Here is a 24,189-nt window from a genome sequence, read left to right as displayed (position 1 = left end):
CGGTTGCTTCGAAAATAGTAGTTCCTCAGGTTTCAGGCAACTCCTGTACGCTGGGATGCATGCCCGCGACGAAGCCCGCCCACGATCCGCAGGTGTGCAATGCAGCGCTCGTGCGGGCCTTCGACTTCCTCGGTAAGCGCTGGAACGGCGTGATCCTCGGCAGCCTGACCCAGGGCCCGCTCGGCTTCGCGGAGCTCAAGCGAGCAGTGGCGGGCATCAGCGACTCGATGCTCTCCGAGCGGCTCAGCGAGCTGGCCGGCCTGGGCCTGCTCGCCCGCGAGGTCGACCCCGGCCCGCCGGTGGCGGTCCGCTACGCGCTCACCGGATCCGGCGCCGCGCTCGCGCCGACGCTCGGCGCGCTCACCGAGTGGGCGGGCACGCATCTTCCGGCCGAGCGCTGCTCCGAGGACTGACCGGTAGGCGAAATCAGGCCGGCCCGCCACCGAGTCGGTGACGGGCCGGCCTGATGCTGATCCTCAGCGCTTGGGACCTCGGCCGAGGTCGAGGAAGACCGTCTCCCCGGTGGCGTCCGCGAGACCGTCGTTGTCGGTGACCGCGTAGGCGCGACCGTCGGCGCCGATGGTGAAGCCCTCGAGCTTCTCCTGGGTCCAGCCGTTCGTGGCCCGCAGCGCCGGCAGCAGGTCGTACGCCAGGCGCTTGCGCAGCGGGGCCACGGGGCTGAGCCCGGTGACGCCCCGGCGGGGTACGTCGATGGTGTAGACCCGCTTGATCGCGGCGGTGGTGCCGTTCTGCTTGTCGCGCTCGATCACGGCGAGGGTGTCCTCGTCGACGGCGGTGATCTCGGACAGACCGAGCCAGTCACCGGCCACCGACGTCGACCCCAGGCCGTAGCCGAACCACTCCCACTCGCCGGTCGCCGGGGTGTAGCGACCGATCCGGGCGGTGCTCGCGCCGTCCACGCCGGGCTTCTTCGCGGTCGAGTCGGCCCACAGCGGGCGCTGGAGCGCGACGTACACCTTCTCCGAGCGGCGCTTCCCGGTCACCGTGACGCCCTCGAGGCCCCACTTGCCGACCTTCTCGGCGATCTCGGTGGGCAGCGGCACCGTCTCGGCGATCCGGCCGTCGCGGTCGAGGCGGAGCAGCGCGTTCCCGGCACCGGTCGCACCCTCGTTCGCCACCCAGAAGCCGCCCCCACGGCGGGCGGCCAGGCCCTCGATGTCGAGCCCCTCGGCGATCTCGCCGGCGGAGTCGGTGACCTCCACCACGTCGCGGATCACCGCGGGGGAGCGGCGGACGTCCAGGGTGTAGATCCGGCCGGTGGCGTAGGCCGCGTCGCTGGCGGCGTAGAGCTTGCCGGGCTCGCCGGGCACCTTCGAGAGCGCCCCGAGCGCACCCCAGCCGATCGGCTTGCCGTTGCGGGAGGCCGATTCGACAGTGGGGAACGACGACGACTTCCGACCGAAGCCGTAGAGCGAGACCGACGCCCGCACCAGATCCTCGTCCGAGTCCTCCTCCGAGGAGATCGCCAGCAGGTTGCGCGAGGGGATCGGCAGCAGCCCCTCGGGCCCGTTCGTCGCCGGCAGCACCTGGGTGAAGCGAGGAGAAGAAGGCGTACGCATGTCGTAGACGGCCACGAAGTTGCTGCGCTCGGAGCCGACGAAGGCGTACGGGACGCCGCCGAAGGTCTCGAAGGCCAGCCCCTCGGGCTCCGCGCCCTTCTTGGCGGCGCGGTCGTTGTTGTGCAGGCCGTACTTCGTGGCGAGGTCCTCGAAGGTGGATCCGGCGTCCCAGACCACCTCGCCGGTCGCGGCACGGAAGACGGTCCAGCCGCGGGTGCCGCCCTTCCAGTCACCCTCGTTGGCGGTGGCGACCAGACCCTTGCCGACCCACTGGATCGAGTCGGGCTCGCGCGGCGCGTCGATGGTGTCGACCGGGTTGAACAGCCCGTCCTTGCTCGCGTCCACGCCGGAGACGACCGCGTTCCCGGCGCTCCATGCCGCCTCGACGGTCGCGGACGGAAGGTCGATGATCGCGACGCCGTTGTTCTCCTGCAGCGTGAGAGCGAGCTGGTTGTCGGCGTTGATGTCGACGTACTCCGGCTCGGCGTCCTCCGGCGTGTCCAGCCCCTTCAAGAGCGAGGCGGGCAGAGCCACGTCGGTGATCCGCCACTCGGCCGGCCCGCCGTCGAGGCCGACGATCTTGACCGATCCGGCCGGCGTCTGGGGAAGGTCACCCTCCTCGCCGCCGGCAGGGGTGGCGGCCTCGTTGCGCTGGTTCTCCATCGCGATCGCGGCGTACGTCCCGTCGGGGCTGACCGCGATCGAGTCGGGCTGACCGCCCAGGTCGTACGAGGCCACCTCCTCGTGCGGGGCGGCCAGCGAGATCACGTCGATCCGCCCGGCTCGGGTGCCGACGGCAGGCTCCTCGTCCTCCCACTCGGTGTCCTCGAGGCCGGGGTAGGTCGACTCGTCCACGACGACGAGCGCGTGGTCGCCCACGATCGACACCGAGGTCGGCGAGCCGCCCTTCGCGCCGGCGACGTCGTGGCTGCCGATGCCCTTCGGCGAGGAGGGGTCGGTGATGTCCAGGAAGCCGATCCGGCCGCCGGCCGCGTCGGTGTAGGCCAGTGTCCTGCCGTCCTCGGAGACGGCCGAGATCTCGGCGACGGTCGGGTCGGCCGGGTCGACGCCTGCGGGCACGTTCTGGAAGACCGGATAGGTCGCGAGCCGGCTGAACTCGCGGTGCCCGCCCGGATCGGCGGTGGCGGTGCCACCGAGGACGGTCATCAGTGAGACGCCCAGGCCCCCGATGGCCAGGACGCCGACCCCGGCGAGTGCGAGGCGGTTCGTGCGGAGAAGCATGTGAGGGTTCCTCTCGGGGAATTGTTGCCGGAGGAACGATCCGGGCGGCACCGCACCCGGAGGCATCGACGTGGTGACGAGGCGCCGACCTCGACGTGAACACCAGGTGGGCGCGGGTCGGAGAGGTCCCACCGACCGGTTAACGTTCCAATCGCCAGGCCCATCCGGCCGAGTAATAGGCTGACGGACGACACCCCGTCCCTGAGACCCAGGAGTAGTTCAGTGGCATCGATCGACGCCGTAGGCGCCCGCGAGATCCTCGATTCGCGAGGCAACCCGACTGTCGAAGTTGAGGTCGTCCTCGACGACGGCACCTTCGCCCGCGCCCAGGTCCCCAGTGGCGCCTCGACCGGAGCCTTCGAGGCCGTCGAGCTGCGCGACGGTGGCGAGCGCTACGGCGGCAAGGGTGTGCAGAACGCCGTGACCGCCGTCGTGGAGACCCTCGCACCCGCGATCGAGGGCTTCGACGCCGACGACCAGCGCGCCATCGACCAGGCGATGATCGAGGCCGACGCGACCCCCAACAAGGCCAAGGCCGGCGCCAACGCGATCCTCGGTGTCTCGCTCGCGGTCGCCAAGGCCGCCGCCGACTCGGCGGGTCTCTCCCTGTTCCGCTACGTCGGTGGCCCCAACGCCCACGTGCTCCCGGTCCCGATGCTCAACATCCTCAACGGTGGCTCCCACGCGGACTCCAACGTGGACATCCAGGAGTTCATGATCGCGCCGATCGGCGCGCCGACCTTCGCCGAGGCGCTGCGCATCGGCGCCGAGGTCTACCACGCGCTCAAGTCCGTGCTGAAGGAGAAGGGCCTGGCCACCGGCCTCGGTGACGAGGGTGGCTTCGCGCCCAACCTCGAGTCCAACCGCGCCGCCCTCGACCTGATCGCCGAGGCGATCGGCAAGGCCGGCTACGAGCTCGGCAAGGACGTCGTCCTCGCGCTCGACGTGGCCGCCTCGGAGTTCTACCAGGACGGGGCGTACCTCTTCGAGGGCGCGAAGAAGACCGCCGAGGAGATGACCGCCTACTACGAAGAGCTCGTCTCGGCCTACCCGATCGTCTCCATCGAGGACCCCCTCGACGAGGAGGACTGGGACGGCTGGAAGGCGATCACCGACGCCATCGGCTCCAAGACCCAGCTCGTCGGCGACGACCTGTTCGTCACCAACGTCGAGCGCCTCGCCCGGGGCATCGAGGGCGGTCAGGGCAACGCGCTGCTGGTCAAGGTCAACCAGATCGGCACGCTCACCGAGACCCTCGACGCCGTCGACATGGCGCACCGCGCCGGCTTCAAGACGATGATGTCCCACCGCTCCGGCGAGACCGAGGACACCACCATCGCCGACCTCGCCGTCGCCGTCGGCTCCGGCCAGATCAAGACCGGTGCCCCGGCCCGCTCCGAGCGCGTCGCGAAGTACAACCAGCTCCTCCGCATCGAGGACGAGCTCGGCGAGGCCGCCCGCTACGCCGGCGCCTCCGCCTTCCCGCGCTACCAGGCGTAGGTCGTTCCGTACGCCGCCGCGGCCCGTGTCCTCAGGACACGGGCCGCCGCGCGTCTGCCGCCAGGAGGTAGGTCGTGGATGGGAGGATGAGCGACGTGGCAACGCAGGGACCCGGTCAGAGCAAGCGCGTACGCGGTCCTCGGGCCCAACAGGGTCCGGGACGACGGCCGCGCGCCCCGATCCCCGCCCGCCCGGCATCGATCGGCGGGATCGGTGGGATCGACGCACTGCGCAAGCGGCTGCGCCGGCCCAAGCTCACCGGCCGCGCGATGATGATCATCGTCGTGGCCGCCGTGATGGTGATCTCCTACGCCTCCTCGCTGCGCGCCTACATCCAGCAGCGCCACGACATCAACGCCCTCCAGACCGAGATCGCCGAGCGCAAGGAACACATCAAGCAGCTCGAGGAGCAGACCCGTCGATGGGAGGACCCCGCCTACGTCCAGCAGCAGGCCCGCGAGCGGTTCGGGTTCGTGATGCCGGGCGAGACGGCGTACGTCGCCCTCGACGAGAACGGCGAGCGCATCCAGACCGAGCCGGAGCTCACCGACCCCGGCAAGGTGGGCAGTGCGGAGCAGCCGAAGGCGTGGTGGGACGATGCGTGGGGTTCCGTGCTGCTGGCCGGTGACCCGCCGGAGCAGACAGGAGACGGGCCGGAGTCGGAGATCGACCCGCCCAAGCAGAAGAAAGACTGAAGACATGGCGATCGATCCCAAGGACGTGTCCGCGATCACGGCACAGCTGGGACGCGAGCCACGGGGGATCCACGAGGTCGGGCACCGCTGCCCGTGCTCGCTACCCGATGTGGTGACCACCGAACCGCGGCTGCCCAACGGCACCCCGTTCCCGACGACCTTCTACCTCACCTGCCCACGTGCCGCCTCGAAGATCGGCACCCTCGAGGGCACCCACGTGATGAAGGACATGGAGGCGCGGCTGGCCACCGACGAGGAGCTCGCCGCCGCCTACGCCAAGGCCCACGAGGCCTATCTCGAGGCGCGCTACGAGCTCGGTGACCCGCCCGAGATCCACGGTATCTCCGCAGGTGGGATGCCCAACCGGGTCAAGTGCCTGCACGTCCTCGCCGGCCAGGCGCTCGCCCAGGGCCCCGGCGTCAACCCGCTCGGCGACGAGGTGCTCGAGCGCCTCGGCGAGTGGTGGAAGTCGGGTCCGTGCGTGGATCTCGAGCTGGAGGACGAGGAGCAGTGACGAAGGTCGCCGCCATCGACTGCGGCACCAACACCATCAAGCTCCTGATCGCGACGGTCACCGCCGACGGCCTGAACGAGGACGTACGCGAGGCCCGCATGGTCCGCCTGGGCCAGGGTGTCGACCGCACCGGTGTTCTCGCGGAGGAGGCCCTGCAACGCGCCTTCGGGGCCATCGACGAGTACGCGGCGCTGATCCGCCAGCACGGTGTCGAGAAGGTGCGCTTCGTGGCCACCTCGGCCACCCGGGACGCCGCGAACGCGGCGACCTTCATCGACGGCGTACGCGCTCGGCTCGGGGTCACGCCCGAGGTCGTCACCGGGGCGGAGGAGGCGGCGCTCTCCTTCGGCGGCGCGGTCCGTAACCTGCGCGGCACCCCGGAGCCGCCGGTGCTCGTGATCGACATCGGCGGCGGGTCGACCGAGCTGATCCTCGGCGACGGGCCGACGCTGGGCGTCGGCGAGGAGGACAGCATGGACATCGGCTCGGTGCGTCTGCATGAGCGTCACCTGCGCTCCGACCCGCCGACGCGGGACGAGATCGAGGACTGCGTACGCGACATCGACGCCCACCTCGACGCCTGCCCCGTCGACCCGGCCACTGCCAACACCGTGGTCGCCGTCGGCGGCACCATGATCCAGCTGACCATGGGGCTGCTCGAGCTGGCTGCGTACGACCGCACCGCCACCGATCACGCCGAGGTGGCGCCCGACGACGTCTACCGGCTCGTCGACCGCCTGCTCGCGATGACCGTCGACGAGCGCCTGGCGCTGCCCTGGATGCACCCCGGCCGAGCCGACGTGATCGCGGCCGGTGGAGTCATCCTCAGCCGGATTCTGAAGCGCTCGCGCGTCGAGTCTCTGCTGGTCTCCGAGTCCGACATCCTCGACGGAATTGCCTGGTCCGTTAGAGACTAGGCATGTCGGGGGACTTGATCTTGTGTTTGACGCCTAGTTTTGGGTTCACCGGCGTACCCATCAAACAGAACCAAATGCTGTCTCTCGGAAGGTCAAGAAGTGAAAAAGCTCATCCTGCTTGCCATCGCCGCCGCTGGTGTCGGCGTGCTGGTCAAGAACAAGTCTGAGCAGCTGAAGGCCGGCGCGAACAAGGTCACCCATGACCCGCGCGTCCAGTCGGCCCTCGCGACCGCCTCGGAGAAGGCGGCGCCCATCAAGGAGAAGGCTGCTCCCTATGCTGAGGCCGCCAAGGCCAAGGCCGGTCCCTACGCCGCCACGGTGAAGGAGAAGGCCGGTCCCTACGCGGAGCAGGCCAAGGAGAAGGTCTCGGCTGCTGCCGGGGTCGCCTCCGACAAGCTGCACCGCAACGGCTCCGTCCCGGAGTCCACCACCCCCACGTCCGCTCCGGAGGCCCCGGAGTCGACCACGGGCTCGTCCTCGAGCAGCGAGTACGGCGGCTACCCGCCGGCTCCGCCGGTTCCGCCGTCACCGTCTGCTCCGCAGGCCGGCGTCACCGGTGACCCGCTCACCGACCCGATCGCCCCGGCGGACCCGTACGCCGCTGAGGTCCCGCCGCCACCGCCGGCCAACCCCGACAAGGCGTCCTACGACGACCTGGGCGGTGGCGACACCGCGGTCAAGCCCACCTCGGAGGGCACGCCCGAGTTCGCTCCCGAGCCGGTCGACCCTCCCGAGGAGGAGAAGGACAAGTGGTTCCGCGGCTGAGCTGCGGCTGACAGCTGATCTGTCATAGCGGGGCCATCTGCGTCACCCGCGGTCCGCCACAGGCGGGCCGCGGGTGACAATGGTTTGGTGACCATCCACGCCATCACCGTCCTGGGACACGACCGCCCGGGGATCATCGCCGACACCACCGCCCGCCTGGCCGGACTCGGACTCAACATCGAGGACTCGACGATGACCCGGCTCCGCGGTCACTTCGCGATGACGCTGCTCTGCGCGGGCGAGGCGACGACCCAGGCCATCCAGGCCGATCTCGAGCCGATCGCGGCCGACGGCACCCTGACGGTCACGGTCTACGAGCTCCCCGAGGAGCAGGCGCCGGCCGGCGCGGGCCAGCTCTTCGTGCTCTCCGTCCACGGCGGTGACCGCCCGGGCATCGTCTCCACGGTGACCGCCGAGATCGCCGCCGTCGGCGGCAACATCACCGACCTGACCACCCGTCTCTCCGGGGACCTCTATGTCGTCGTCGCCGAGCTCGAGCTGCCGGCCGACGCCGACGTCGCCGTGCTCGAGGCGTCGATCAAGCGGGTCGCCCAGGAGCTCGGCGTCGATGCCACCCTGCGGCCGATCGAGGCCGACGACCTGTGAGCATCAACGAACGAGTCTTGACCTGGACCGAGGCGGAGCTGGGGGTCGAGGGCAAGGTCCTCGAGGTCGTACGCGCCCCCGCACATGTCCTCTCCGTGCCCGGCAAGGACGTCGACCCCGCCGCCCCCGAGACCGTCCAGCTCGCGGCCGACCTGATCGCCACCATGAGGGTCTCGCCCGGCTGCGTGGGCCTGGCCGCCGACCAGGTCGGCGTCTCGGCCCGGGTCTTCTGCGTCGACGTCTCGACCCACGTCAAGACCAGGACCCACCACGGGACGTACGTCCTGTGCAACGCGGAGGTCGTCGAGGCCAGCCGCAACGAGAAGGCGCGCGAGGGCTGCATGTCCGTCCCCGACCTGACCGGCGACGTCAAGCGGGCCTCCCGGCTGAAGGTACGCGGCCAGCTCCCGGTCACCGGCGAGACCGTCGAGATCGTCACCGACGCCTTCGAGGCCCGCTGCCTGCAGCACGAGATCGACCACACCAACGGCCTGCTCTTCATCGACCGGGTCGCCGGCGCCCACGCTCTTCACCAGCGCCAGACGTACTTATGACGCTAAGGTCGGCCGCGCGCCCCGGTATCCCAATCGGCCAGAGGAAGGCGTCTTAAAAACGCTTCAGTGTGGGTTCGAGTCCCACCCGGGGCACTCCCGCGATCCGCGGAACATCAGGGTTGTCCCGGACGTTGAGTGAGACACAGGGCCGGTACGCTGGCCACAGGAGCCGCCACCGTGGCGGAACCTTTCACGTCGCTTTCGAGGAGTGACCCCCAAATGCAGAGCAACAACCCGGTGTTCCGTAGGGCAGAGGGCTTCGGGCAGCCGTCGCAGAACGCCTACGGCAATGCGACTTACGGTGGCAACGGTGCTGCGTACACCGGCTACGGGCAGGACCCGAGCCAGTGGTCCACGGGCGGCCCCCAGGCTCCCGCCGTCGGCGCCCCCATGACGATCGACTCGGTCGTGCAGAAGACCGCGGTCTCGCTCGGACTCGTTGTCCTTGCGGCCATCGCCACGTGGATGCTGACCCCGGACATCACTACGGGCGCCAACCTCGCGCCGTTGTACGCCGCGACTGCGATCGGCTCGATCGGCGGTCTGATCCTCGGTCTCGTCAACAGCTTCAAGCGTGTGGTCAGCCCCGCGCTGGTCCTCATCTATGCCGTGCTCCAGGGGATGCTGCTCGGCGGCATCAGCAAGACCTTCGACGCCATGTTCGGCGGCGGCATCGTCGTGCAGGCCGTGCTCGGCACGTTCGCGGCGTTCGCGGGTGTCCTGGCGGCGTACAAGTTCTTCGACATCAAGGTCGGCAACAAGTTCCGTACCTTCATGATGGCCGCCGGCTTCGGCCTCCTCGGCCTCATCCTCCTCGAGGTCGTCCTCGGTCTCTTCGGTGCGGGCATGGGGCTGTTCGGGATGGGTGCGATGGGCCTGGTGTTCTCCATCGCCGGCCTGGTCTTCGGTGTCTTCAGCCTGATCCTCGACTTCGACTTCGTCGAGCAGGGCGTCGCCAATCAGCTCGAGGAGCGGGAGTCTTGGCGTGCCGCGTTCGCTCTGACGGCGAGCCTGGTCATGATCTACTTCTACCTGCTTCGCATCCTCGCGATCCTGCAGCAGGACTGATCGAGACCCGGACTCTGACAAAGCAACAACCGCCCCGTGCCTACCAAGGCACGGGGCGGTTTGTTCGTCGTCAGCGCTGGGCGTGGTGGCGCTCGGCCACCGGGGGAGTCTCGTCGGGACGCTCGCCCCGGCGAGGCTCGCGCTGCTCGTTCTCGAAGGAACGGGCGCGGGCCCAGTTGCGGCCGAAGCGGCCACGGGGGCGCGGGGCCGGGTCGATCTCGGTTCCTGGCCGGATGACGGCGCGGAGCGAGGCGGCCGCCAGCGGCATCACCTGCTTGCCGTTGTAGGTCTCCAGGATCGCGTTCTCGTCGCCGACGAGGCCGAGCACCGAGAGCGTCGGCGGCACCAACACCTCCCCGAGGGCGTGGTAGCCGGCGGCGGAGGGGTGGAACTGGTCGGCACCGAACCAGAACGCCGGGGTCGCCTTGAAGGCCGGGCCGAGGACATCACCCAGGGACACCGTGTGGCCACCGGCGCGGATGACGTGGAAGATCTGGCCGGCGGCGATACGGATCGACCAGGCCCGCATGATCGACCGCAGCGGCGGCAGGATCGGGGTGGCGGTGCTGAGGTCGGGGACGGTGCCGACGAGCACGGTCACCCCGGCCTCCTGGAGCCGGATGACGGCCTGGGCGAGGTGGCTCACCGCGACCCGCGGGCGCACCCGGCGGATCACGTCGTTGGAGCCGACCAGGATGACCGCGATGTCGGCGTCGGCGGCGATCGCCTTCTCGACCTGCGGGTGCAGGTCGGAGGACTTGGCACCGATCTCGGAGAGGTCGTGCAGGCGCACCGGCCGGTGTGCCTTCTCGGAGACGCCGGAGGCGAGGACGGCGCCGGGCGTGTCCTCGACCTCGGTCATCCCATAGCCCGCGGCGCTCGAGTCGCCGAGCAGCGCGATGCTGATCGGTCGCCCCGGTTGCCGTGCTCCGTACCACCCGGTCGGGGAGGGTGCCACCGGCATCTTGACCTGATGCGTCGCTTTGACGGCAAGCGCCGCTTCCGCGACGAGGACCCCGGCGAACGCGGCCGTCGCGGCCAGAACACCCCCGCCGGCGTACGCGGTCTTGCGTGCCAGACTCTTCTTCGCCACGGGGACCACTCTAAAGTCTTCGGCCCATTACCGGGCACTCAGTATCGGGATATAGGGGATCTCACCTAGTGGACATACGCTGTCGGCATGGAGTACGTGGACTCGCTTCTCGACCTTATTGGCAACACTCCGCTCGTGCGGCTGGAGCGTGCGTTGGATGGCGCCGGGGCGTCCGAACCCGGTGCTGGACCGCTGGTTCTGGCCAAGGTGGAATACCTCAACCCGGGCGGTTCCGTGAAGGACCGCATCGCCACCCGGATGATCGAGGCGGCCGAGGCGTCCGGTGAGCTCAAGCCGGGTGGGACGATCGTGGAGCCCACCTCCGGCAACACCGGTGTCGGCCTGGCGATGGTGGCCCAGCAGAAGGGCTACAAGTGCATCTTCGTCTGCCCCGACAAGGTCAGCGAGGACAAGCGCAACGTGCTGAAGGCCTACGGCGCCGAGGTCGTCGTCGCGCCCACGGCCGTGCCGCCGGAGCACCCCGACTCCTACTACAACGTGAGTGACCGGCTCGCCTCGCAGCCCGGGGCCTGGAAGCCGAACCAGTACGCCAACCCCAACAACCCGCGCTCCCACTACGAGGAGACCGGCCCCGAGATCTGGCGCCAGACGGAGGGGAAGATCACCCACTTCGTGGCCGGTGTCGGCACCGGCGGCACGATCTCCGGGATCGGCCGCTACCTCAAGGAGCAGAACCCCGACGTCCAGGTGATCGGTGCCGACCCCGCCGGGAGCGTCTACTCCGGTGGCAGCGGGCGGCCCTACCTGGTCGAGGGCGTCGGTGAGGACTTCTGGCCCGAGACGTACGACCGCGATGTCGCCGACCGGATCATCGAGGTCTCCGACGCCGACTCGTTCGCCTACACGCGCCGGCTCGCCCGTGAGGAGCAGCTGCTCGTCGGCGGCAGCGCCGGCATGGCTGCGTACGCCGCCAAGCAGCTCGCCGCGGAGCTGGCCGGCACGCCGGAGGGCGAGAACGCCGTGATCGTCGTGCTGCTGCCCGACTCCGGGCGCGGCTACCTGACCAAGGTGTTCAACGACGAGTGGTTGGCGCAGTACGGCTTCGCGACCGGCGAGGCCGCCAAGCAGACCGTCGGCGACGTGCTGCGCGGCAAGTCCGGCCGGCTGCCCGACCTGGTCCACACCCACCCCGGCGAGACGATCGCCGAGGCGGTGCACATCCTGCAGGAGTACGGCGTCTCGCAGATGCCCGTCGTCCGCGCCGAGCCGCCGATCGTGGCCGCCGAGGTCGCGGGCTCGGTCTCGGAGCGCACCCTGCTGGAGGCGCTCTTCACCGGCAAGGCCAAGCTCACCGACTCCGTCGAGGAGCACATGTCCCCGCCGCTGCCCTCGATCGGCTCCGGCGCCGACGCGCACGACGCCGCCCACACCCTGGGCTCCTCCGACGCGCTGCTGGTGCACGAGGACGGCAAGCCCGTCGGTGTCCTCACCCGCCAGGACCTGCTCTTCTTCCTGACCAGCTCCTGAGCCCGAGTAGCGGTGGGGGACCGCGTACGTCATGATTCGTCGTCATGATGGCGAACCCCCACCGCCGAAGCGAAGCCCGAGGCATCTATCGCGGCCGAAGCGGAGCCCGAGGCAGCTCTGGGCGCCTTGTAGCGTTTGCAGCGGCATCTGTGCTCTTCCTGTTCTCGCTGACCGCATGTGGTGGTGGCGAGGGCAGCGGTGGTGGCGGGGCTGATCGGCCGAGCGTCGAGGACATCCAGGGCCAGATCGCCAAGAGCAGCGGCGATCAGGTGACCGAGAAGCAGGCCGTGTGCCTGGCGAAGACCTACTACGAGTCGGACCTCTCCGACGAGGCGGTACGCCTGCTGGTCGAGGCCGAGGACGTCTCCAAGATCAGCCCGGAGGATCTCTCCGAGGCGGACCAGAAGGCCAGCAAGGAGCTCTACGAGCCGCTGGTGAAGTGCCTGTCGCCGGCTGAGTAGTCGCCGTTCGGCGCCGGCCGGAGCCAGGTGTCGGCCACCCGGGCGAGGTCCTCGCGACCCGAGACCCCGGTCTTGCGGCTGATGTTGTGCAGGTGGGTCTCGACGGTGCGGGTGCTCATCTCCAGGTCCGCGGCCAGCGAGGCGGTCGTGGGTCCCTCCGGGAGCAGCCGCAGCACCTCGCTCTCGCGCCCGGAGAGCCCGATGTGGGTGGCCGCGCGACGGAACATGCCGGCTCGGCTACCGGAGATCTCGGAGCGCTCCCAGGCGGTGTCGAGGGTCTCGGCGGCGCCGGCCAGGTCGCCGGCCTCGCGCTGCAGGATCGCCAGCGAGATCGCGGCCCTGGTCACGAACACGAGGGCCCCGGCATCGGCGAGCTTCACGATCGCCTCGCGGAGGCCGTCGACGTCGCCGGCCGCGGTGGTCGCGGCGTACGCTCCCATGCCCTGCAGCAGCGGGCTCTCGGTGCCGGCCGCCAGGCTGGCGGCCCGGGTGATGTGCTTGTTCTCGTTGGCGCCGCGCTCGACCGCCTCGACGGCGAGGAAGATGCCGCCGGTGATGTAGCCGGCGTCCAGGCGCTGGCCGACGAGCTCGCACAGCTCCTTGAGGCTGGGCATCCGGCCGCTGGCGGGCGCCATGATGCTGGCCACCATCCCGGGCCAGGGCCCGAAGGCGACCTTCGCGCCGCCGATCTGGGAGGCGAGGCTGCGGGCGTACTCCGGGCGGCCCTGCGCCATCGCGATCTCGGCGCCGAGGGTCAGGATGCCGGTGTGGGCGACGTCGCGGTAGGCCGCGACGCTGGAGGAGGAGAGGCTCTGGAAGGCCGCCTGGCTCGCCTCGGTCAGCCGTCCGGCGATGCTCAGACCGAGGACGCAGAGATAGGCGTGGGCCTGGATGAGCATGGCGCTCGAGCTCTGGTTGGCCGCCTCGAGCTGCTCGCGGGCGAAGTCGATGCCGCGCTCGAGGTCGCCGCCCAGCATGTCGGCGAGCCCGACGAGGAAGGCGTGCAGACCGGCGGGCAGCGGGTTCTCCGGGCGCTGGCTCTCCAGCAGGTTGCGCGCCTGCTCGACCATCCCGGCGGCGAGGAGGCGTTCGGCGGCGACGACGCCGAGCATCTCGGGGCCTACCGTGTCGCGCGGGTCGGGCTCGACCGTGGGAACCTCGGGGACGTACTCCGTCTGGAACTGCAAGTGGGCGCGGGAGGCCTCGAGCGTCGCGGCGAAGGTGGGCAGCCGCTTCAGCCCGTCGTCGAGCACGGCCTTGGCGGCGTTCAGGTCGCCGAGCTCGACCGCCTTCCAGGTGGCGAACCAGGCCAGCATCCAGGCCGACTCCTGGGTGTCGGTCAGGGGCGTACGCCGCTCGACCTCCTCGATCTGGTCGCTGGGCGCCGCGGTGTTGCGGAGCGCCACGAGCAGCGGCAGCGCCGTCTCGGGCGAGGGCATCTCGGTCCAGGAGCGGCGCGCACGGGTGACCTCGTCGGCCATCTGGCGCAGCGAGCGCTGGTGGAGCAGGGCGGCGTCGGCGCCGCGGGGCCGGTGGGTGGTGTAGTCGAGGAGCGGTTGTTCGGTGGCCAGGTGGTTGCGCGCGATCACCAGCCCGAACGCCGAGCCCTCGGTGATCAGATAGTCGCCGATGAGCGGCGGGTAGAGGCCGACGACCCCGCTACCCGGGCCGTCCTCGCTGTGCCGTGCCAGACCGTGGGCGAAGAGCGCGTCGAGCACGGTGCGCTCGATCATCTTCTCGGCCTCGTCCAGCGGCACCGGCCCCGTCACCGCGAGTGCGGTCGCGCCGTCCCAGGCGTCCTGGTCGAGCCCGGCGACCAGCGGCTCGACCGCTGAGGCGAGCTCAGGAGCCCAGCCCGTACGCCGCGGCAGCCGCCACAGTCCGTCGAGCTGCTCCAGCACCCCTGCCCGCGGACCGACGGTGGCGATCGCGCGGACCAGGCCGAGCAAGCCGCCGGTCGCCATCGCGATCCGGGCCAGCGACCCGGCCTCCACCGGGCCGCCGAGGATCCCGCGGCACACCTCGTGCACCTCGTCGACCTCGAGCGCGGGGGAGCGGACCTGGACCGAGGGGGCGATGCCGAGCATCAGCGTGTTCTCGGCGACGGGGTGCTGGTGGCGGCTGCTGGTCACGGCCAGGAGGCGTCGTTGGCGGTGGATGTTGCGCAGGGCGCCGACCGAGTAGGTGTCGAGCGCGTCGGCGTCGTCGATCACCAGGACGGTGCCGTTGCCTAGCTGCTTGCTCAGCGCCGTGGTCATCTCGCCGATGGTGCGACGGGGACCGGTGGGTGTCGCGCTGCCGATGCCGGCGGCGGTCAGAGCGGCGAACGGCTCGTTCTGCCAGGCGCGGTGTCCGCTGATCTGAAGCACGGACCGGCCGTCGTCCTCGAGCCGGTGGGCGACCAGGGAGCAGAGCTCGCTGCGTCCGGATCCGCGGGGTCCTACCAGATGGACGCTCAGGCCCGCGCCGACGTAGTCGATGACCTCGTCGACCACCCGCGCGAGGACACCTTCGCGATCCGACATGCTCACCCCCTACCTCAAGGTACATCCAAATGCATACCGGATTTTCTGTGGGGACGCTGTATCGCCCGCGTATTACGTCTACTGATACGCAGGTTACCTGTTTACAGTACGTAAACAGTCCGTCCGCGACCGCAACCTCTGGGCGCAGATGATGAGATAGTGATCTCACGGGCTGAGGTTCTCCTCGGCCTGCACCACTGAGTGACACCAGGGTGCCGCATCAGCTCCCCCATCTGTATGCGGCCCTGGTGGCACGAAGACCTACGGAGCCCGGCCGTCCCGGACTCGAGGTCGCGATCATCCCCCCGCGGTCGTGACCTCGAGCCCAGGGCGGCCGGGTTCTTTGGCGTTGGCGAGCGTGAACGGTGGCGTGGTTCACAAGGGACGTAAGCCACGACACAAGGGACGTATGCCTAGGGGAGGGGGTGGTGTGGCCGGTGTTGCGGCAGTGACATAGTGACTGGCGTGGACAGCGTCCTGGAGTTAGCCAGGTGGCAGTTCGGCATCGTGACCGTCTACCACTTCCTGTTCGTCCCACTCACGGTGGGACTCACCATGCTCGTCGCCGTGCTGGAGACGATCTGGCTGCGTACGAAGAACCCTGAGTGGCTTCGGCTGACCAAGTTCTTCGCGAAGCTCTTACTGATCAACTTCGCGCTCGGTGTGGTCACCGGGATCGTGCAGGAGTTCCAGTTCGGGATGACCTGGTCGGACTACTCCCGCTTCGTCGGGGACGTCTTCGGGGCCCCGCTGGCGATCGAGGCGCTGCTCGCCTTCTTCCTGGAGTCGACCTTCCTCGGCCTGTGGATCTTCGGCTGGGACAAGCTGCCGCGAGCGTTGCACAACGCGTGCATGTGGATCGTCCACCTCGGCACCCTGGCGTCGTCGTGGTTCATCCTGGCGGCCAACTCCTGGATGCAGCACCCGGTCGGCTACAAGTTCAACGAGGTCACCGGCCGCGCCGAGCTCACCGACTTCTGGGCGGTGATGTTCAACAAGGTGCAGCTGGGCACGTTCCCGCACGTCATCCTCGCCGCCTACCTGACCTCGGCCGCCTTCATGCTCGGCATCCTGGGCTGGCTCTACCTGCGCCGGCCGGGACGCGACGGGTCCGAGCGGCCGATGTACCGGCGCGGGATGGTGCTGGCGGCCTGGGTCATGGTCTTCTCCGGCATCGGCGTGGCGGTCTCGGGCGACATCCAGGGCAAGATCATGACCGAGGTGCAGCCGATGAAGATGGCGGCCGCGGAGGCGCTGTGGGAGACCTCCGACTCGTGTGCGCCGTTCTCCATCCTGACCATCGGCACCCGCGACGGGAAGCACGAGAAGTGGGCCCTCGAGGTGCCCTGCGTGCTCTCCTTCCTCGGCACCGGCACCTTCGACGGCAGGGTCGAGGGCATCTACGACCTGCAGGAGAAGTATCGGGAGACGTACGGCTCGACGCCGGGCGCGACCTACTACTCACCCGGCGACTACACCCCCAACATCCCGGTCACCTACTGGACGTTCCGGTGGATGATGGGCCTGGGCGTCGTCGGTGGCCTCATCGGGCTGGCGGTGCTCTGGTTCACCCGCCGAGGACGTACGCCGACAGGGCTGGTCGGGCGCTTCCTGCCCGCGCTGGCGATCTCGGCGCCGGTGATGGTGCTGCTGGGCAACTCGATGGGCTGGATCTTCACCGAGATGGGGCGTCAGCCATGGGTGGTCTTCGGGGTGCTGACGACCGCCAACGGCGTCTCGCCGGGCGTCGAGCCCTGGGAGGTGTGGATGTCGCTCCTCGGGTTCACCGCGCTCTACGCGGTGCTCGCCGTGGTCGAGGTCGGGCTGCTCATCAAGTATGTGAAGAAGGCTCCGGACCCGTTCGTGGAGCCACCCGACCCCTCCCTGCGCGGCTCCGACTCGGATGCCGACGAGCCGATGAACTTCGCGTACTGAGGAGCCTGCGATGGAACTCACGACTGTTTGGTTCTGCCTCATCGGCGCCATGTGGATCGGCTACTTCGTCCTGGAGGGCTTCGACTTCGGCGTCGGGATGCTGCTTCCGGTGCTGGCCCGCGACGACCGCGAGCGACGGGTCATGATCAACACGATCGGCCCGGTCTGGGACGGCAACGAGGTCTGGCTGATCACTGCGGGCGCAGCGACGTTCGCGGCGTTCCCGGAGTGGTACGCCACCCTGTTCTCCGGTTTCTACCTGCCGCTCTTCGTCATCCTGATCGCCCTGATCGTGCGTGGCGTCGCCTTCGAGTATCGCCACCAGCGGCCATCTGTCACCTGGGCCGGCTGGTGGGATCGCGCGGTGATCTTCGGCTCCTACGTCCCCGCGTTCTTGTGGGGTGTGGCCTTCGCCAACATCGTGCGCGGGGTGCCGATCGACGCCGACTTCGAGTTCACCGGGACGGTGCTGACGCTGCTGAACCCGTACGGCATCCTCGGCGGACTCGTCACGCTGTCGCTCTTCGTGACCCACGGTGCGCTGTTCATCGCCCTCAAGACCGACGGCGAGATCCGTGGCCGGGCTCGTGCGCTGGCGCTCAAGGTCGGGGTCGTCGCGGCCGTGCTCGCCGTGGTGTTCCTGGTCTGGACGCAGGGCCTGACCGGCAATCTCGGCACCGCGATCCTCTTCGTCGTGGCTGCGCTCGCGCTCGTGGCCGGGCTGGCTGCTGCGTACGTCGGTCGTGAGGGGTTCGCCTTCGCCGGCACCTTCCTTGCGATCGGGCTCGCCGTGGCCGGGCTCTTCGTCGGGCTCTTCCCCGACGTGATGCCCTCGACCACCGACGTCGCCAACTCGCTGACGACGACGAACGCCGCGGCGACGCCCTACACGCTGAAGCTGATGACCATCACTGCCGCAGTGTTCGCGCCGCTCGTGCTCGGTTACCAGGCCTGGACCTACTGGGTCTTCCGCAAGCGGATCTCGATCCACCACATCCCCGCTGCTCATTGACATGCGTCCGAACGACCCGCGACTGCGAGCCCAGCTGTCGGTAGCCCGGCGGCCGCTCGCCGTCGTGGTGGCCGCCGGGGTGCTGGGTGCGGTGCTGCTGATCGCCCAGACGTACGCCGTCACCGGACTGCTCATCTCCGCGATCCGCGACACCGGGTCGGTGAGCGGCTGGGCTCTGGCGGTCGTGGCCGTCTTCGCCGGGCGCGCCCTCGTCGGGGTGGTCTCCGACGTGGCCGGTGCCCGGGCGGCCGGTGTCGTCGGGGCGGACCTGCGACGCCGGGTGGTCGGCGCGATCCTGCGCGGCCGGTCGGAGAGCTCCGGCTCGCTCTCGGCGTTGGCCACCCGCGGGGTCTCGGCGGCCGAGCCGTACCTGACCCGCTATGTGCCGGCGCTGGTGCTCGCCTGCGTGCTGCCGGTCATGGTGCTCGCGGTGATCGTCTGGACCGACCCGCTCAGCGGTCTGATCGTCGGGCTCACGCTGCCGCTGATCCCGATCTTCGGAGTGCTGGTCGGGCTGGCCACGCGTGACCAGGCGGCCAGCCAGTGGCGGGCGATGTCGGCCCTGGCCGGTCACTTCCTCGACGTGATGAAGGGCCTGCCGACCCTGGTCGCCTTCGGTCGCGCCACGGCCCAGTCCCGTGTCATCGCCACGATCACCGACCGCTACCGCCGCCGCACCCTCGAGACCCTGAAGATCGCGTTCGCCTCCTCGGCCGTGCTCGAGCTCGTCGCGACCATCTCGGTCGCCCTGGTCGCGGTGATCATCGGGGTCCGGCTCGCCGCCGGCTCGGTCGACCTGCAGACGGCTCTCGTGGTCCTGCTGCTCGCCCCCGAGGCCTACTGGCCGCTGCGTCGCGTCGGCACCGAGTTCCACGCGGCCGCCGAAGGTACGGCGACTCTCGAGGCCACCGCGGACCTCTCCCGAGACGTCACCCGCGTCGACCGAGACGTCACCGACTGCCACCTCGACCGACCGGAGCGACGCCTCGGCATGTCTCTCGATGGGGTGGGGCTGACCTATCCGGGGCGCGATCGGCCGGCGCTGGCGCCGGTCTCCGCGACGGTCCCCGCTCGGGGGATCACCGCGATCGTCGGCCCGAGCGGTTGCGGAAAGTCCACCCTGCTGGCGACGATCGCGGGCCTCCACGAGACGTACGCGGGCTCGGTGGAGCTCGACGGACAGACGCCGGCCGCAGGCGACGAGTGGCGACGGCGGTTCGCCTACCTGCCCCAGCGACCGGTGTTCGTCAGCGGGACGATCGCCGACAACCTGCGGCTGGGGGCGCCGGAGGCGACCGAGAGCGACCTGTGGCGCGTACTCAAGCGGGTCGCCCTCGCCGACCGGATCGCTGACCTCCCCGGCGGTCTCGGCGCCGACCTGGCCGAGGACGGCCGCTCCCTCTCGGCGGGCGAGCGGGCCCGGCTCGCGCTGGCCCGCGTCGTACTCTCCGATCGTTCCTGGATCCTCCTCGACGAGCCGACCGCCCACCTCGACCCCGACACCGAGCGGATCATCGCCGACACCGTCACCGACCTCGCCCGCGAGCGCGCCGTCGTCCTCGTCGCCCACCGCGAGGCGCTGATCGACATCGCCGACCAGGTCATCACCCTCTCCGCCGAATCCCCGCCCGCCGAGGCGTCGTCCGCGTCGGCCGAGGCGTCGCTCCCGCCGGTCGAGACGTCACGTACGTCGGTCGACGCGGCAGCGGGTGACGCTTCGGCCAGCGCGAGTGACGCTTCGGCCGACGTACCTGACGGCTCGGCGCGGAGGGCGCTGTGGGGGTCGGCGGTGGTCGGCGGGCTGAGCTGGGCGTCGGGAGTGGCGCTGACGGCGCTGGCGGGGTGGCTGATCATCAAGGCCTCCTACCATCCGGTGATCCTGACGCTGGTGGCCGCGATGGTGGGGGTGCGTACGTTCGGGATCGCGCGGCCGGTGCTGCGCTACCTGGAGCGGTTGTGGTCGCACGACAGTGCGCTGCGGCTGTTGGCCAGGCGGCGGGTGCAGATCTACGACGCGCTGGTGCCGTTGGTGCCGGGTGCGCTGCCCGGCCGCCGGGGCGATGTGCTGGCGAGCGTCGTCGACGACGTCGACGCGGTGCTCGACGAGGAGCTGCGGGTGCGGTTGCCAGTCCGGGAGTACGCCGTGGTGGCTGCCCTCGCGGTCCTGGCGACAGCGCTCATCGACCCGGTCGCCGGGGCATTCACCCTGGCCACGGTGCTGGCGGCGGGGGCCGCCTTCGGGATCGCGTACGCCGGAGCAGCACGAGCCGAGAACATCTCGGTCACGGTGCGGGCGAGGGTGTCCGAGCAGGTGGTCGAGGCGACTCAGACGGCGACCGAGCGCCGGATGTGGCAGGCGAGCGAGCCCGTGCTCGACACCCTCGACGACCTGGCCGCCACCGCCACCAGGGCGACCACGACAGCGGCGTCGGCCTCTTCGCTGGCCAAGGCCATCGTCCTGGTGACCGCAGGCGCGGCGGTTGCTGCGACCGCCGCCTACACCACCGTCGGCGACGGCCCGATGCTCGCTCTGCTCACCCTGGTCCCGCTGGCGCTGGCCGAGCCCGCGGCGACGCTCGCCGACGCCGGTGCGGCACGAGCACGCACCCGTGCCGCACAGCGCCGTCTCGACGATCTCACCAGCCGCCCGCCGGCGGTCAGCGCTCCGGAGCACCCCGAGCCGCCCACCCACGACACCACCATCACGATCACCGGCGTCACCGCCCGCCCGGGCGACGGCCAGAGCGTCGAGATCCCCGACCTGCACGTCGAGCCGGGCGCGCGGATCGGCATCGTCGGCCCCTCCGGATCCGGCAAGAGCACCCTGGCCGCGCTGCTGCTGCGCTTCCTCGACCCGGACACCGGCACCATCACCCTCGGCGGCCGGTCGACGCGTGACCTGGACCCACCGGACGTACGGAAGATCGTGGGTCTCGTCGACGACGACCCGCATGTCTTCGCCTCGAGCCTCGTCGAGAACGTCCGCCTGGCCAGGCCCGGAGCCACCGACGACGAGGTCGAGCAGGCGATCCGGCGCGCACACCTCGGCGACTGGCTCGATGCCCTCCCCGCAGGGATGCAGACCAGGCTCGGCGACGGTGCCGCCGAGGTATCCGGCGGCGAACGGGCCAGGCTGGCGGTGGCGAGGTCACTGCTGGCAGGGCACAAGGTCCTGGTTCTGGATGAACCTTTGGCTCATCTCGACACCGCGACCGCCGCGTCGCTGGCGCGTGAAGTGCTCGCGCGGGAGGATGGCTCGACGGCTGGCGCAGAGCCTGGTCCGCATGGCGGCACGAAAACCGTATTGTGGATGACTCACACATCGACCGGACTGGGGCTGACCGATACCGTGGTCTCCCTTCAACGAATGGGGGAAGTGAGACGGTGTTGACCGAGACAAGGACGATCCGGGTCTACCTGCTCGACGACCACGAGGTCGTGCGCCAAGGGTTGACGACACTGCTCGACAGTCATGACGACATCGCCGTCGTCGGCCAGGGTGGCACCACCGCCCAGGCACGCGAGGACATCGACCGCCTCCAGCCGGACGTGTGCGTGCTCGACGCCCGCCTGCCCGACGGCTCGGGGATCGAGGTGTGCCGTGAGGTCCGTGCGGCCTACCCGGAGATGCTCGCGCTCATCCTGACCTCCTATGACGACGACGAGGCGCTCTTCTCGGCGATCATGGCCGGGGCCAAGGGGTACGTCCTCAAGGACATCCGCGGCAACGACCTGGTCGAGGCGATCCGCACCGTTTCCGGTGGCGGCTCCCTGCTCGACCCGCTGATGACCGCGAAGGTCATGGAGAAGATGCGCAACCCCGATGGCGAGTCGCCGCAGATGCAGGCGCTCACGCCGCAGGAGAAGCGTCTGCTGGCGCTCATCGGCGAGGGCCTGACCAACCGCGAGATCGCCGGCCGGATGTTCCTGGCCGAGAAGACGGTGAAGAACTACGTCTCCAGCATCCTGGCCAAGCTCGGCGTGCAGCGACGCACCCAGGCCGCGCTGATGGCCAAGGAGCTGCTCCACCCCCGCAAGGGAAACTGAGTCAGACCCCAGCGGTGATCGGCACCTGCCAGACGAGCTCGGTGCCGCTGGGTGAGCGCGGCCCGATCTCGAGCTGACCGCCGAGCTGGACCGCGCGACAGCGGGCGTTCTTCAGCCCGCTCTCCTCGGCCTCGTCGGGGACGCCGCTGCCGTCGTCGCGTACGACCAGCTTGATCTCGTCGTCCTGAAGGGACAGCTCGATCTGAGCGCTGTGGGCCTGGGCGTGCCGGGCGAGGTTGGAGACCGCCTCGCGCAGGACCGGCAGCAGGTGGTTGCGGACCGAGTCGGGCACCGCGGTGTCGACCGGCCCGGTGATCTTGATCTCCGGGGTGAAGTCCATGACGCCCGCGTACTCCCGGACGACCCCGCGCACCTGCGCCCGCAGCGAGGAGGGATCGTGGTTGCTGAGGTCGAAGATGGAGCCGCGGATGTCCTTGATCGTCTGGTCCAGTGCGTCGACCTGCTCCGAGAGCCGCTGGGGCAGGTCCTCGACCCGCTGCGGGTTCCGGCCCAGGGCCTCGAGCTGGATGCCGATGGCGAAGAGGCGCTGGATGACCACGTCGTGCAGGTCACGGGCGATCCGGTCGCGGTCGGTGATGACGGCGAGGTCGGCCCGGTCCTCGACCGCGCGGAGGCGGTCCAGGGCGAGGGCGGCCTGGCCGGCGAAGCCGAAGAAGAGCTCGCGCTCGTGCTCGTCGTGGGCGGCGCTGGCCTTGTCGTAGATCGCCAGCAGCGCGCCGCGGCCGGCGAGCGTGGACCGGACCGGGGCGACCACGACGTAGAGACCGTCGACCTCGAGGTCCAGCGGCTCGACGATGCGGCGGTCGATCAGGTGCGGGACCTTCTCGGTGACTGCCCGGACCCGTTCCTCCTGGCCGGGCGCGGCAGCGACTCCGGAGACGATGCCGTGCTCGATGCGGGTGCCGGCGCCGACCCCGATCGCGCGCATCAGCGGCAGCGCGGTCTCGCACATCCGCTCGAGCGCGACCAGATGGTCCAGCGGCGGCGTCAGGGCGCGGCTGAGCTCGGCGCTCGCCTCGAGCCACCTGCGGCGCTGCTCGCTGAGCTCCAGCTCGCGTACCTTGTCGATCTGGGCGCCGGCGGCGCGGGCCAGGGCGACGACGAGCTGCTCGTCGTGGCTGGTGAACTCGGCGCCGCCGACCTTCTCCGACAGCAGCAGGTGGCCGAAGTCGCGGTCACCGATGCGCAGCGGCACCTCGATGAACTTGCGCTTGCCAGGGTCGCCGGTACGCAGCGCGTGGCTGCCGCCGCCATCATGCGTGCGAGGTGAGACCAGCAGGAGCGGCTCGGGAGCGGTGATTCCGCGGGGCCGGGTCGTCGAAGCCGGTTCGTCGTCGTCGCCGTCGTCATCGACGCGAGCCCGGCGGCCCCGGCTCTTGCCCACGACCTGCAGCGTCGGCTCCTGCTGGTGACCGTAGGTGATCAGGTCCTGCAGGTCGCCGTCGGGGCTGAGGACACCGAGGGCGCCGTAGCTCGCCCCGGTCAGCTCGCAGGCGGAGCGGGTGATTCTCTCCAGCATGGCGCTCAGGTCGAGCTCGCTCGACATCGCGATGACCGCGTCCAAGAGCGAGCGCGCCGATGGCTCCAGACCGGTCAGGTCCTCGGTCGCGTCAGTGGTCACTTGTCAGAGTCTGTCGTGCTGGACCCGGTCGCGTCCACATATCGGCAACAGTTTCTCCACTGTCTGCCTCAAACTCACGTGGATGCTTGCGTTTGGTCACTGATCCGCGATCTCCCCGTCGACGTAGAGCCACCGTCCGGCACGCACCTCGAACCGGCTGTGCTCGGCGAGCACCCCGTCGCCCGACGGCGCCTGGTAGGACGCCCGGAACGCCACCCAGCCGTGGGTGTCGTCATCGAGCCCGGAGCCCTCGATCTCCAGCCCCGTCCACGTCAGTCGCGAGTCGGGTGCGGCCACGCCCAGGTCGTCGGGGCGGGTCCCCGGATGCCAGGTGCGGAAGATGTAGTCCCAGTCCCCGAGGGCGTACGCCGCGTAGCGGCTGCGCATCAGCTCCTCCGGAGTCTCGGCCAGGGCACCGCCGCGGTGCAGCCGGTGGCAGCACATCGCATAGCGTCGCCCGCTGCCGCACGGGCACTCCTGGGGCAGGGGCGAACCGGTGGCGGTGCGGCCGAAGGGAGACATGCGCCCCATTGTGTACCGGAATG

The 24,189-nt window shown here is 70.1% G+C and carries 20 protein-coding genes and 1 tRNA gene; 16 read left to right on the top strand and 5 right to left on the bottom strand.

Annotated features, from left to right (window positions below; all coding sequences use genetic code 11):
• Positions 1-59: 59 nt before the first annotated feature.
• Positions 60-413 carry a winged helix-turn-helix transcriptional regulator gene (locus tag ACW14X_RS08525; RefSeq protein WP_160025028.1) on the top strand — a complete coding sequence of 118 codons (354 nt, stop codon included), beginning with the start codon at positions 60-62 and terminating at the stop codon, positions 411-413.
• Positions 414-476: 63 nt separating this feature from the next.
• Here the strand turns inward: ACW14X_RS08525 and ACW14X_RS08520 are convergent, their stop codons facing one another.
• The gene (locus ACW14X_RS08520) at positions 477-2,822 is read right to left on the bottom strand and encodes an esterase-like activity of phytase family protein (protein ID WP_457165305.1); all 2,346 of its coding nucleotides are present in this window, start codon (positions 2,820-2,822) and stop codon (positions 477-479) included.
• 222 nt (positions 2,823-3,044) lie between these two features.
• On the opposite strand from ACW14X_RS08520, the gene eno reads away from it, so the two are divergent.
• From eno to ACW14X_RS08475, 9 genes are all read left to right on the top strand, one after another.
• The gene (gene eno, locus ACW14X_RS08515; RefSeq protein WP_160025026.1) at positions 3,045-4,322 is read left to right on the top strand and encodes a phosphopyruvate hydratase; all 1,278 of its coding nucleotides are present in this window, start codon (positions 3,045-3,047) and stop codon (positions 4,320-4,322) included.
• A gap of 95 nt (positions 4,323-4,417) precedes the next feature.
• Positions 4,418-5,017, top strand: coding sequence for an FtsB family cell division protein (locus ACW14X_RS08510; RefSeq protein WP_350714280.1), 600 nt, complete (start codon positions 4,418-4,420; stop codon positions 5,015-5,017).
• A 4-nt stretch (positions 5,018-5,021) separates the two neighbouring features.
• Positions 5,022-5,531, top strand: coding sequence for a DUF501 domain-containing protein (locus tag ACW14X_RS08505; RefSeq protein WP_402991004.1), 510 nt, complete (start codon positions 5,022-5,024; stop codon positions 5,529-5,531).
• A complete protein-coding gene (locus ACW14X_RS08500; RefSeq protein ID WP_457165304.1) occupies positions 5,528-6,448 on the top strand; it encodes a Ppx/GppA phosphatase family protein in 921 nt (306 codons plus the stop codon). Before ACW14X_RS08505 ends, ACW14X_RS08500 begins: the two co-directional genes overlap by 4 nt.
• A gap of 99 nt (positions 6,449-6,547) precedes the next feature.
• Complete coding sequence (locus ACW14X_RS08495) at positions 6,548-7,213, top strand: hypothetical protein (RefSeq protein ID WP_160025023.1); 666 nt, start codon at positions 6,548-6,550, stop codon at positions 7,211-7,213.
• 87 nt (positions 7,214-7,300) lie between these two features.
• Positions 7,301-7,819 carry a glycine cleavage system protein R gene (locus ACW14X_RS08490; RefSeq protein WP_350842706.1) on the top strand — a complete coding sequence of 173 codons (519 nt, stop codon included), beginning with the start codon at positions 7,301-7,303 and terminating at the stop codon, positions 7,817-7,819.
• Positions 7,820-7,836: 17 nt separating this feature from the next.
• Positions 7,837-8,373, top strand: coding sequence for a peptide deformylase (gene def, locus ACW14X_RS08485; RefSeq protein ID WP_201451111.1), 537 nt, complete (start codon positions 7,837-7,839; stop codon positions 8,371-8,373).
• Between the two features lie 18 nt (positions 8,374-8,391).
• Positions 8,392-8,466 (top strand) — tRNA-Leu (locus tag ACW14X_RS08480).
• Positions 8,467-8,592: 126 nt separating this feature from the next.
• A complete protein-coding gene (locus ACW14X_RS08475; protein ID WP_350714291.1) occupies positions 8,593-9,441 on the top strand; it encodes a Bax inhibitor-1/YccA family protein in 849 nt (282 codons plus the stop codon).
• A 70-nt stretch (positions 9,442-9,511) separates the two neighbouring features.
• Here ACW14X_RS08475 and ACW14X_RS08470 read toward each other — a convergent pair whose 3' ends face one another.
• Positions 9,512-10,534 (bottom strand): SGNH/GDSL hydrolase family protein, encoded by a 1,023-nt coding sequence (locus ACW14X_RS08470; RefSeq protein WP_350842712.1) that lies wholly within the window; start codon positions 10,532-10,534, stop codon positions 9,512-9,514.
• Between the two features lie 87 nt (positions 10,535-10,621).
• Between ACW14X_RS08470 and ACW14X_RS08465 the strand changes: the two genes are divergently transcribed.
• Positions 10,622-12,022, top strand: a complete 1,401-nt coding sequence (locus ACW14X_RS08465) for a cystathionine beta-synthase (RefSeq protein WP_350842713.1) — start codon at positions 10,622-10,624, stop codon at positions 12,020-12,022.
• 149 nt (positions 12,023-12,171) lie between these two features.
• A complete protein-coding gene (locus ACW14X_RS08460; RefSeq protein ID WP_350842715.1) occupies positions 12,172-12,483 on the top strand; it encodes a hypothetical protein in 312 nt (103 codons plus the stop codon).
• Here the strand turns inward: ACW14X_RS08460 and ACW14X_RS08455 are convergent.
• Entirely contained in the window at positions 12,444-15,008 is a 2,565-nt protein-coding gene (locus ACW14X_RS08455; RefSeq protein ID WP_457165303.1) for a LuxR C-terminal-related transcriptional regulator, read from the bottom strand. The genes ACW14X_RS08460 and ACW14X_RS08455 overlap by 40 nt on opposite strands.
• Positions 15,009-15,473: 465 nt before the next feature.
• Here ACW14X_RS08455 and ACW14X_RS08450 point away from each other — a divergent pair, with 465 nt between their 5' ends.
• The 4 genes from ACW14X_RS08450 to ACW14X_RS08435 are packed head-to-tail and all read left to right on the top strand — an operon-like array spanning position 15,474 to position 22,002.
• Entirely contained in the window at positions 15,474-16,943 is a 1,470-nt protein-coding gene (locus tag ACW14X_RS08450; RefSeq protein WP_160025015.1) for a cytochrome ubiquinol oxidase subunit I, read from the top strand.
• A gap of 10 nt (positions 16,944-16,953) precedes the next feature.
• Entirely contained in the window at positions 16,954-17,955 is a 1,002-nt protein-coding gene (cydB, locus tag ACW14X_RS08445) for a cytochrome d ubiquinol oxidase subunit II (protein WP_457165302.1), read from the top strand.
• Position 17,956: 1 nt separating this feature from the next.
• Entirely contained in the window at positions 17,957-21,346 is a 3,390-nt protein-coding gene (gene cydD, locus ACW14X_RS08440; protein ID WP_457165301.1) for a thiol reductant ABC exporter subunit CydD, read from the top strand.
• Positions 21,340-22,002, top strand: a complete 663-nt coding sequence (locus ACW14X_RS08435) for a response regulator transcription factor (RefSeq protein ID WP_350714305.1) — start codon at positions 21,340-21,342, stop codon at positions 22,000-22,002. The genes cydD and ACW14X_RS08435 overlap by 7 nt, the downstream gene beginning before the upstream one ends.
• A 1-nt stretch (position 22,003) precedes the next feature.
• On the opposite strand, the gene ACW14X_RS08430 is transcribed toward ACW14X_RS08435, so the two are convergent.
• Together ACW14X_RS08430 and ACW14X_RS08425 are read right to left on the bottom strand one after the other, a co-directional pair.
• A complete protein-coding gene (locus ACW14X_RS08430; RefSeq protein ID WP_457165300.1) occupies positions 22,004-23,644 on the bottom strand; it encodes a GAF domain-containing sensor histidine kinase in 1,641 nt (546 codons plus the stop codon).
• A gap of 96 nt (positions 23,645-23,740) precedes the next feature.
• Positions 23,741-24,166 (bottom strand): YchJ family metal-binding protein, encoded by a 426-nt coding sequence (locus ACW14X_RS08425; protein WP_160025010.1) that lies wholly within the window; start codon positions 24,164-24,166, stop codon positions 23,741-23,743.
• Between the last annotated feature and the right edge of the window lie 23 nt (positions 24,167-24,189).

The sequence above is a fragment of the Nocardioides sp. YJ-D4 genome, from assembly GCF_054031495.1.
The sequence above is the reverse complement of the archived record's forward strand: the minus strand, read 5'-3'. Positions and strand labels throughout refer to the sequence as shown.

What these genes read in the sequence shown, in the direction of transcription:
- ACW14X_RS08525 (WP_160025028.1), top strand. Translation starts at nt 60, where the DNA reads ATGCCCGCGACGAAGCCCGCCCACGATCCGCAGGTGTGCAATGCAGCG.
- ACW14X_RS08520 (WP_457165305.1), bottom strand. Translation starts at nt 2,822, where the DNA reads ATGCTTCTCCGCACGAACCGCCTCGCACTCGCCGGGGTCGGCGTCCTG.
- ACW14X_RS08505 (WP_402991004.1), top strand. Translation starts at nt 5,022, where the DNA reads ATGGCGATCGATCCCAAGGACGTGTCCGCGATCACGGCACAGCTGGGA.
- ACW14X_RS08475 (WP_350714291.1), top strand. Translation starts at nt 8,593, where the DNA reads ATGCAGAGCAACAACCCGGTGTTCCGTAGGGCAGAGGGCTTCGGGCAG.
- ACW14X_RS08465 (WP_350842713.1), top strand. Translation starts at nt 10,622, where the DNA reads ATGGAGTACGTGGACTCGCTTCTCGACCTTATTGGCAACACTCCGCTC.
- ACW14X_RS08455 (WP_457165303.1), bottom strand. Translation starts at nt 15,008, where the DNA reads ATGTCGGATCGCGAAGGTGTCCTCGCGCGGGTGGTCGACGAGGTCATC.
- cydB (WP_457165302.1), top strand. Translation starts at nt 16,954, where the DNA reads ATGGAACTCACGACTGTTTGGTTCTGCCTCATCGGCGCCATGTGGATC.
- cydD (WP_457165301.1), top strand. Translation starts at nt 17,957, where the DNA reads ATGCGTCCGAACGACCCGCGACTGCGAGCCCAGCTGTCGGTAGCCCGG.
- ACW14X_RS08425 (WP_160025010.1), bottom strand. Translation starts at nt 24,166, where the DNA reads ATGTCTCCCTTCGGCCGCACCGCCACCGGTTCGCCCCTGCCCCAGGAG.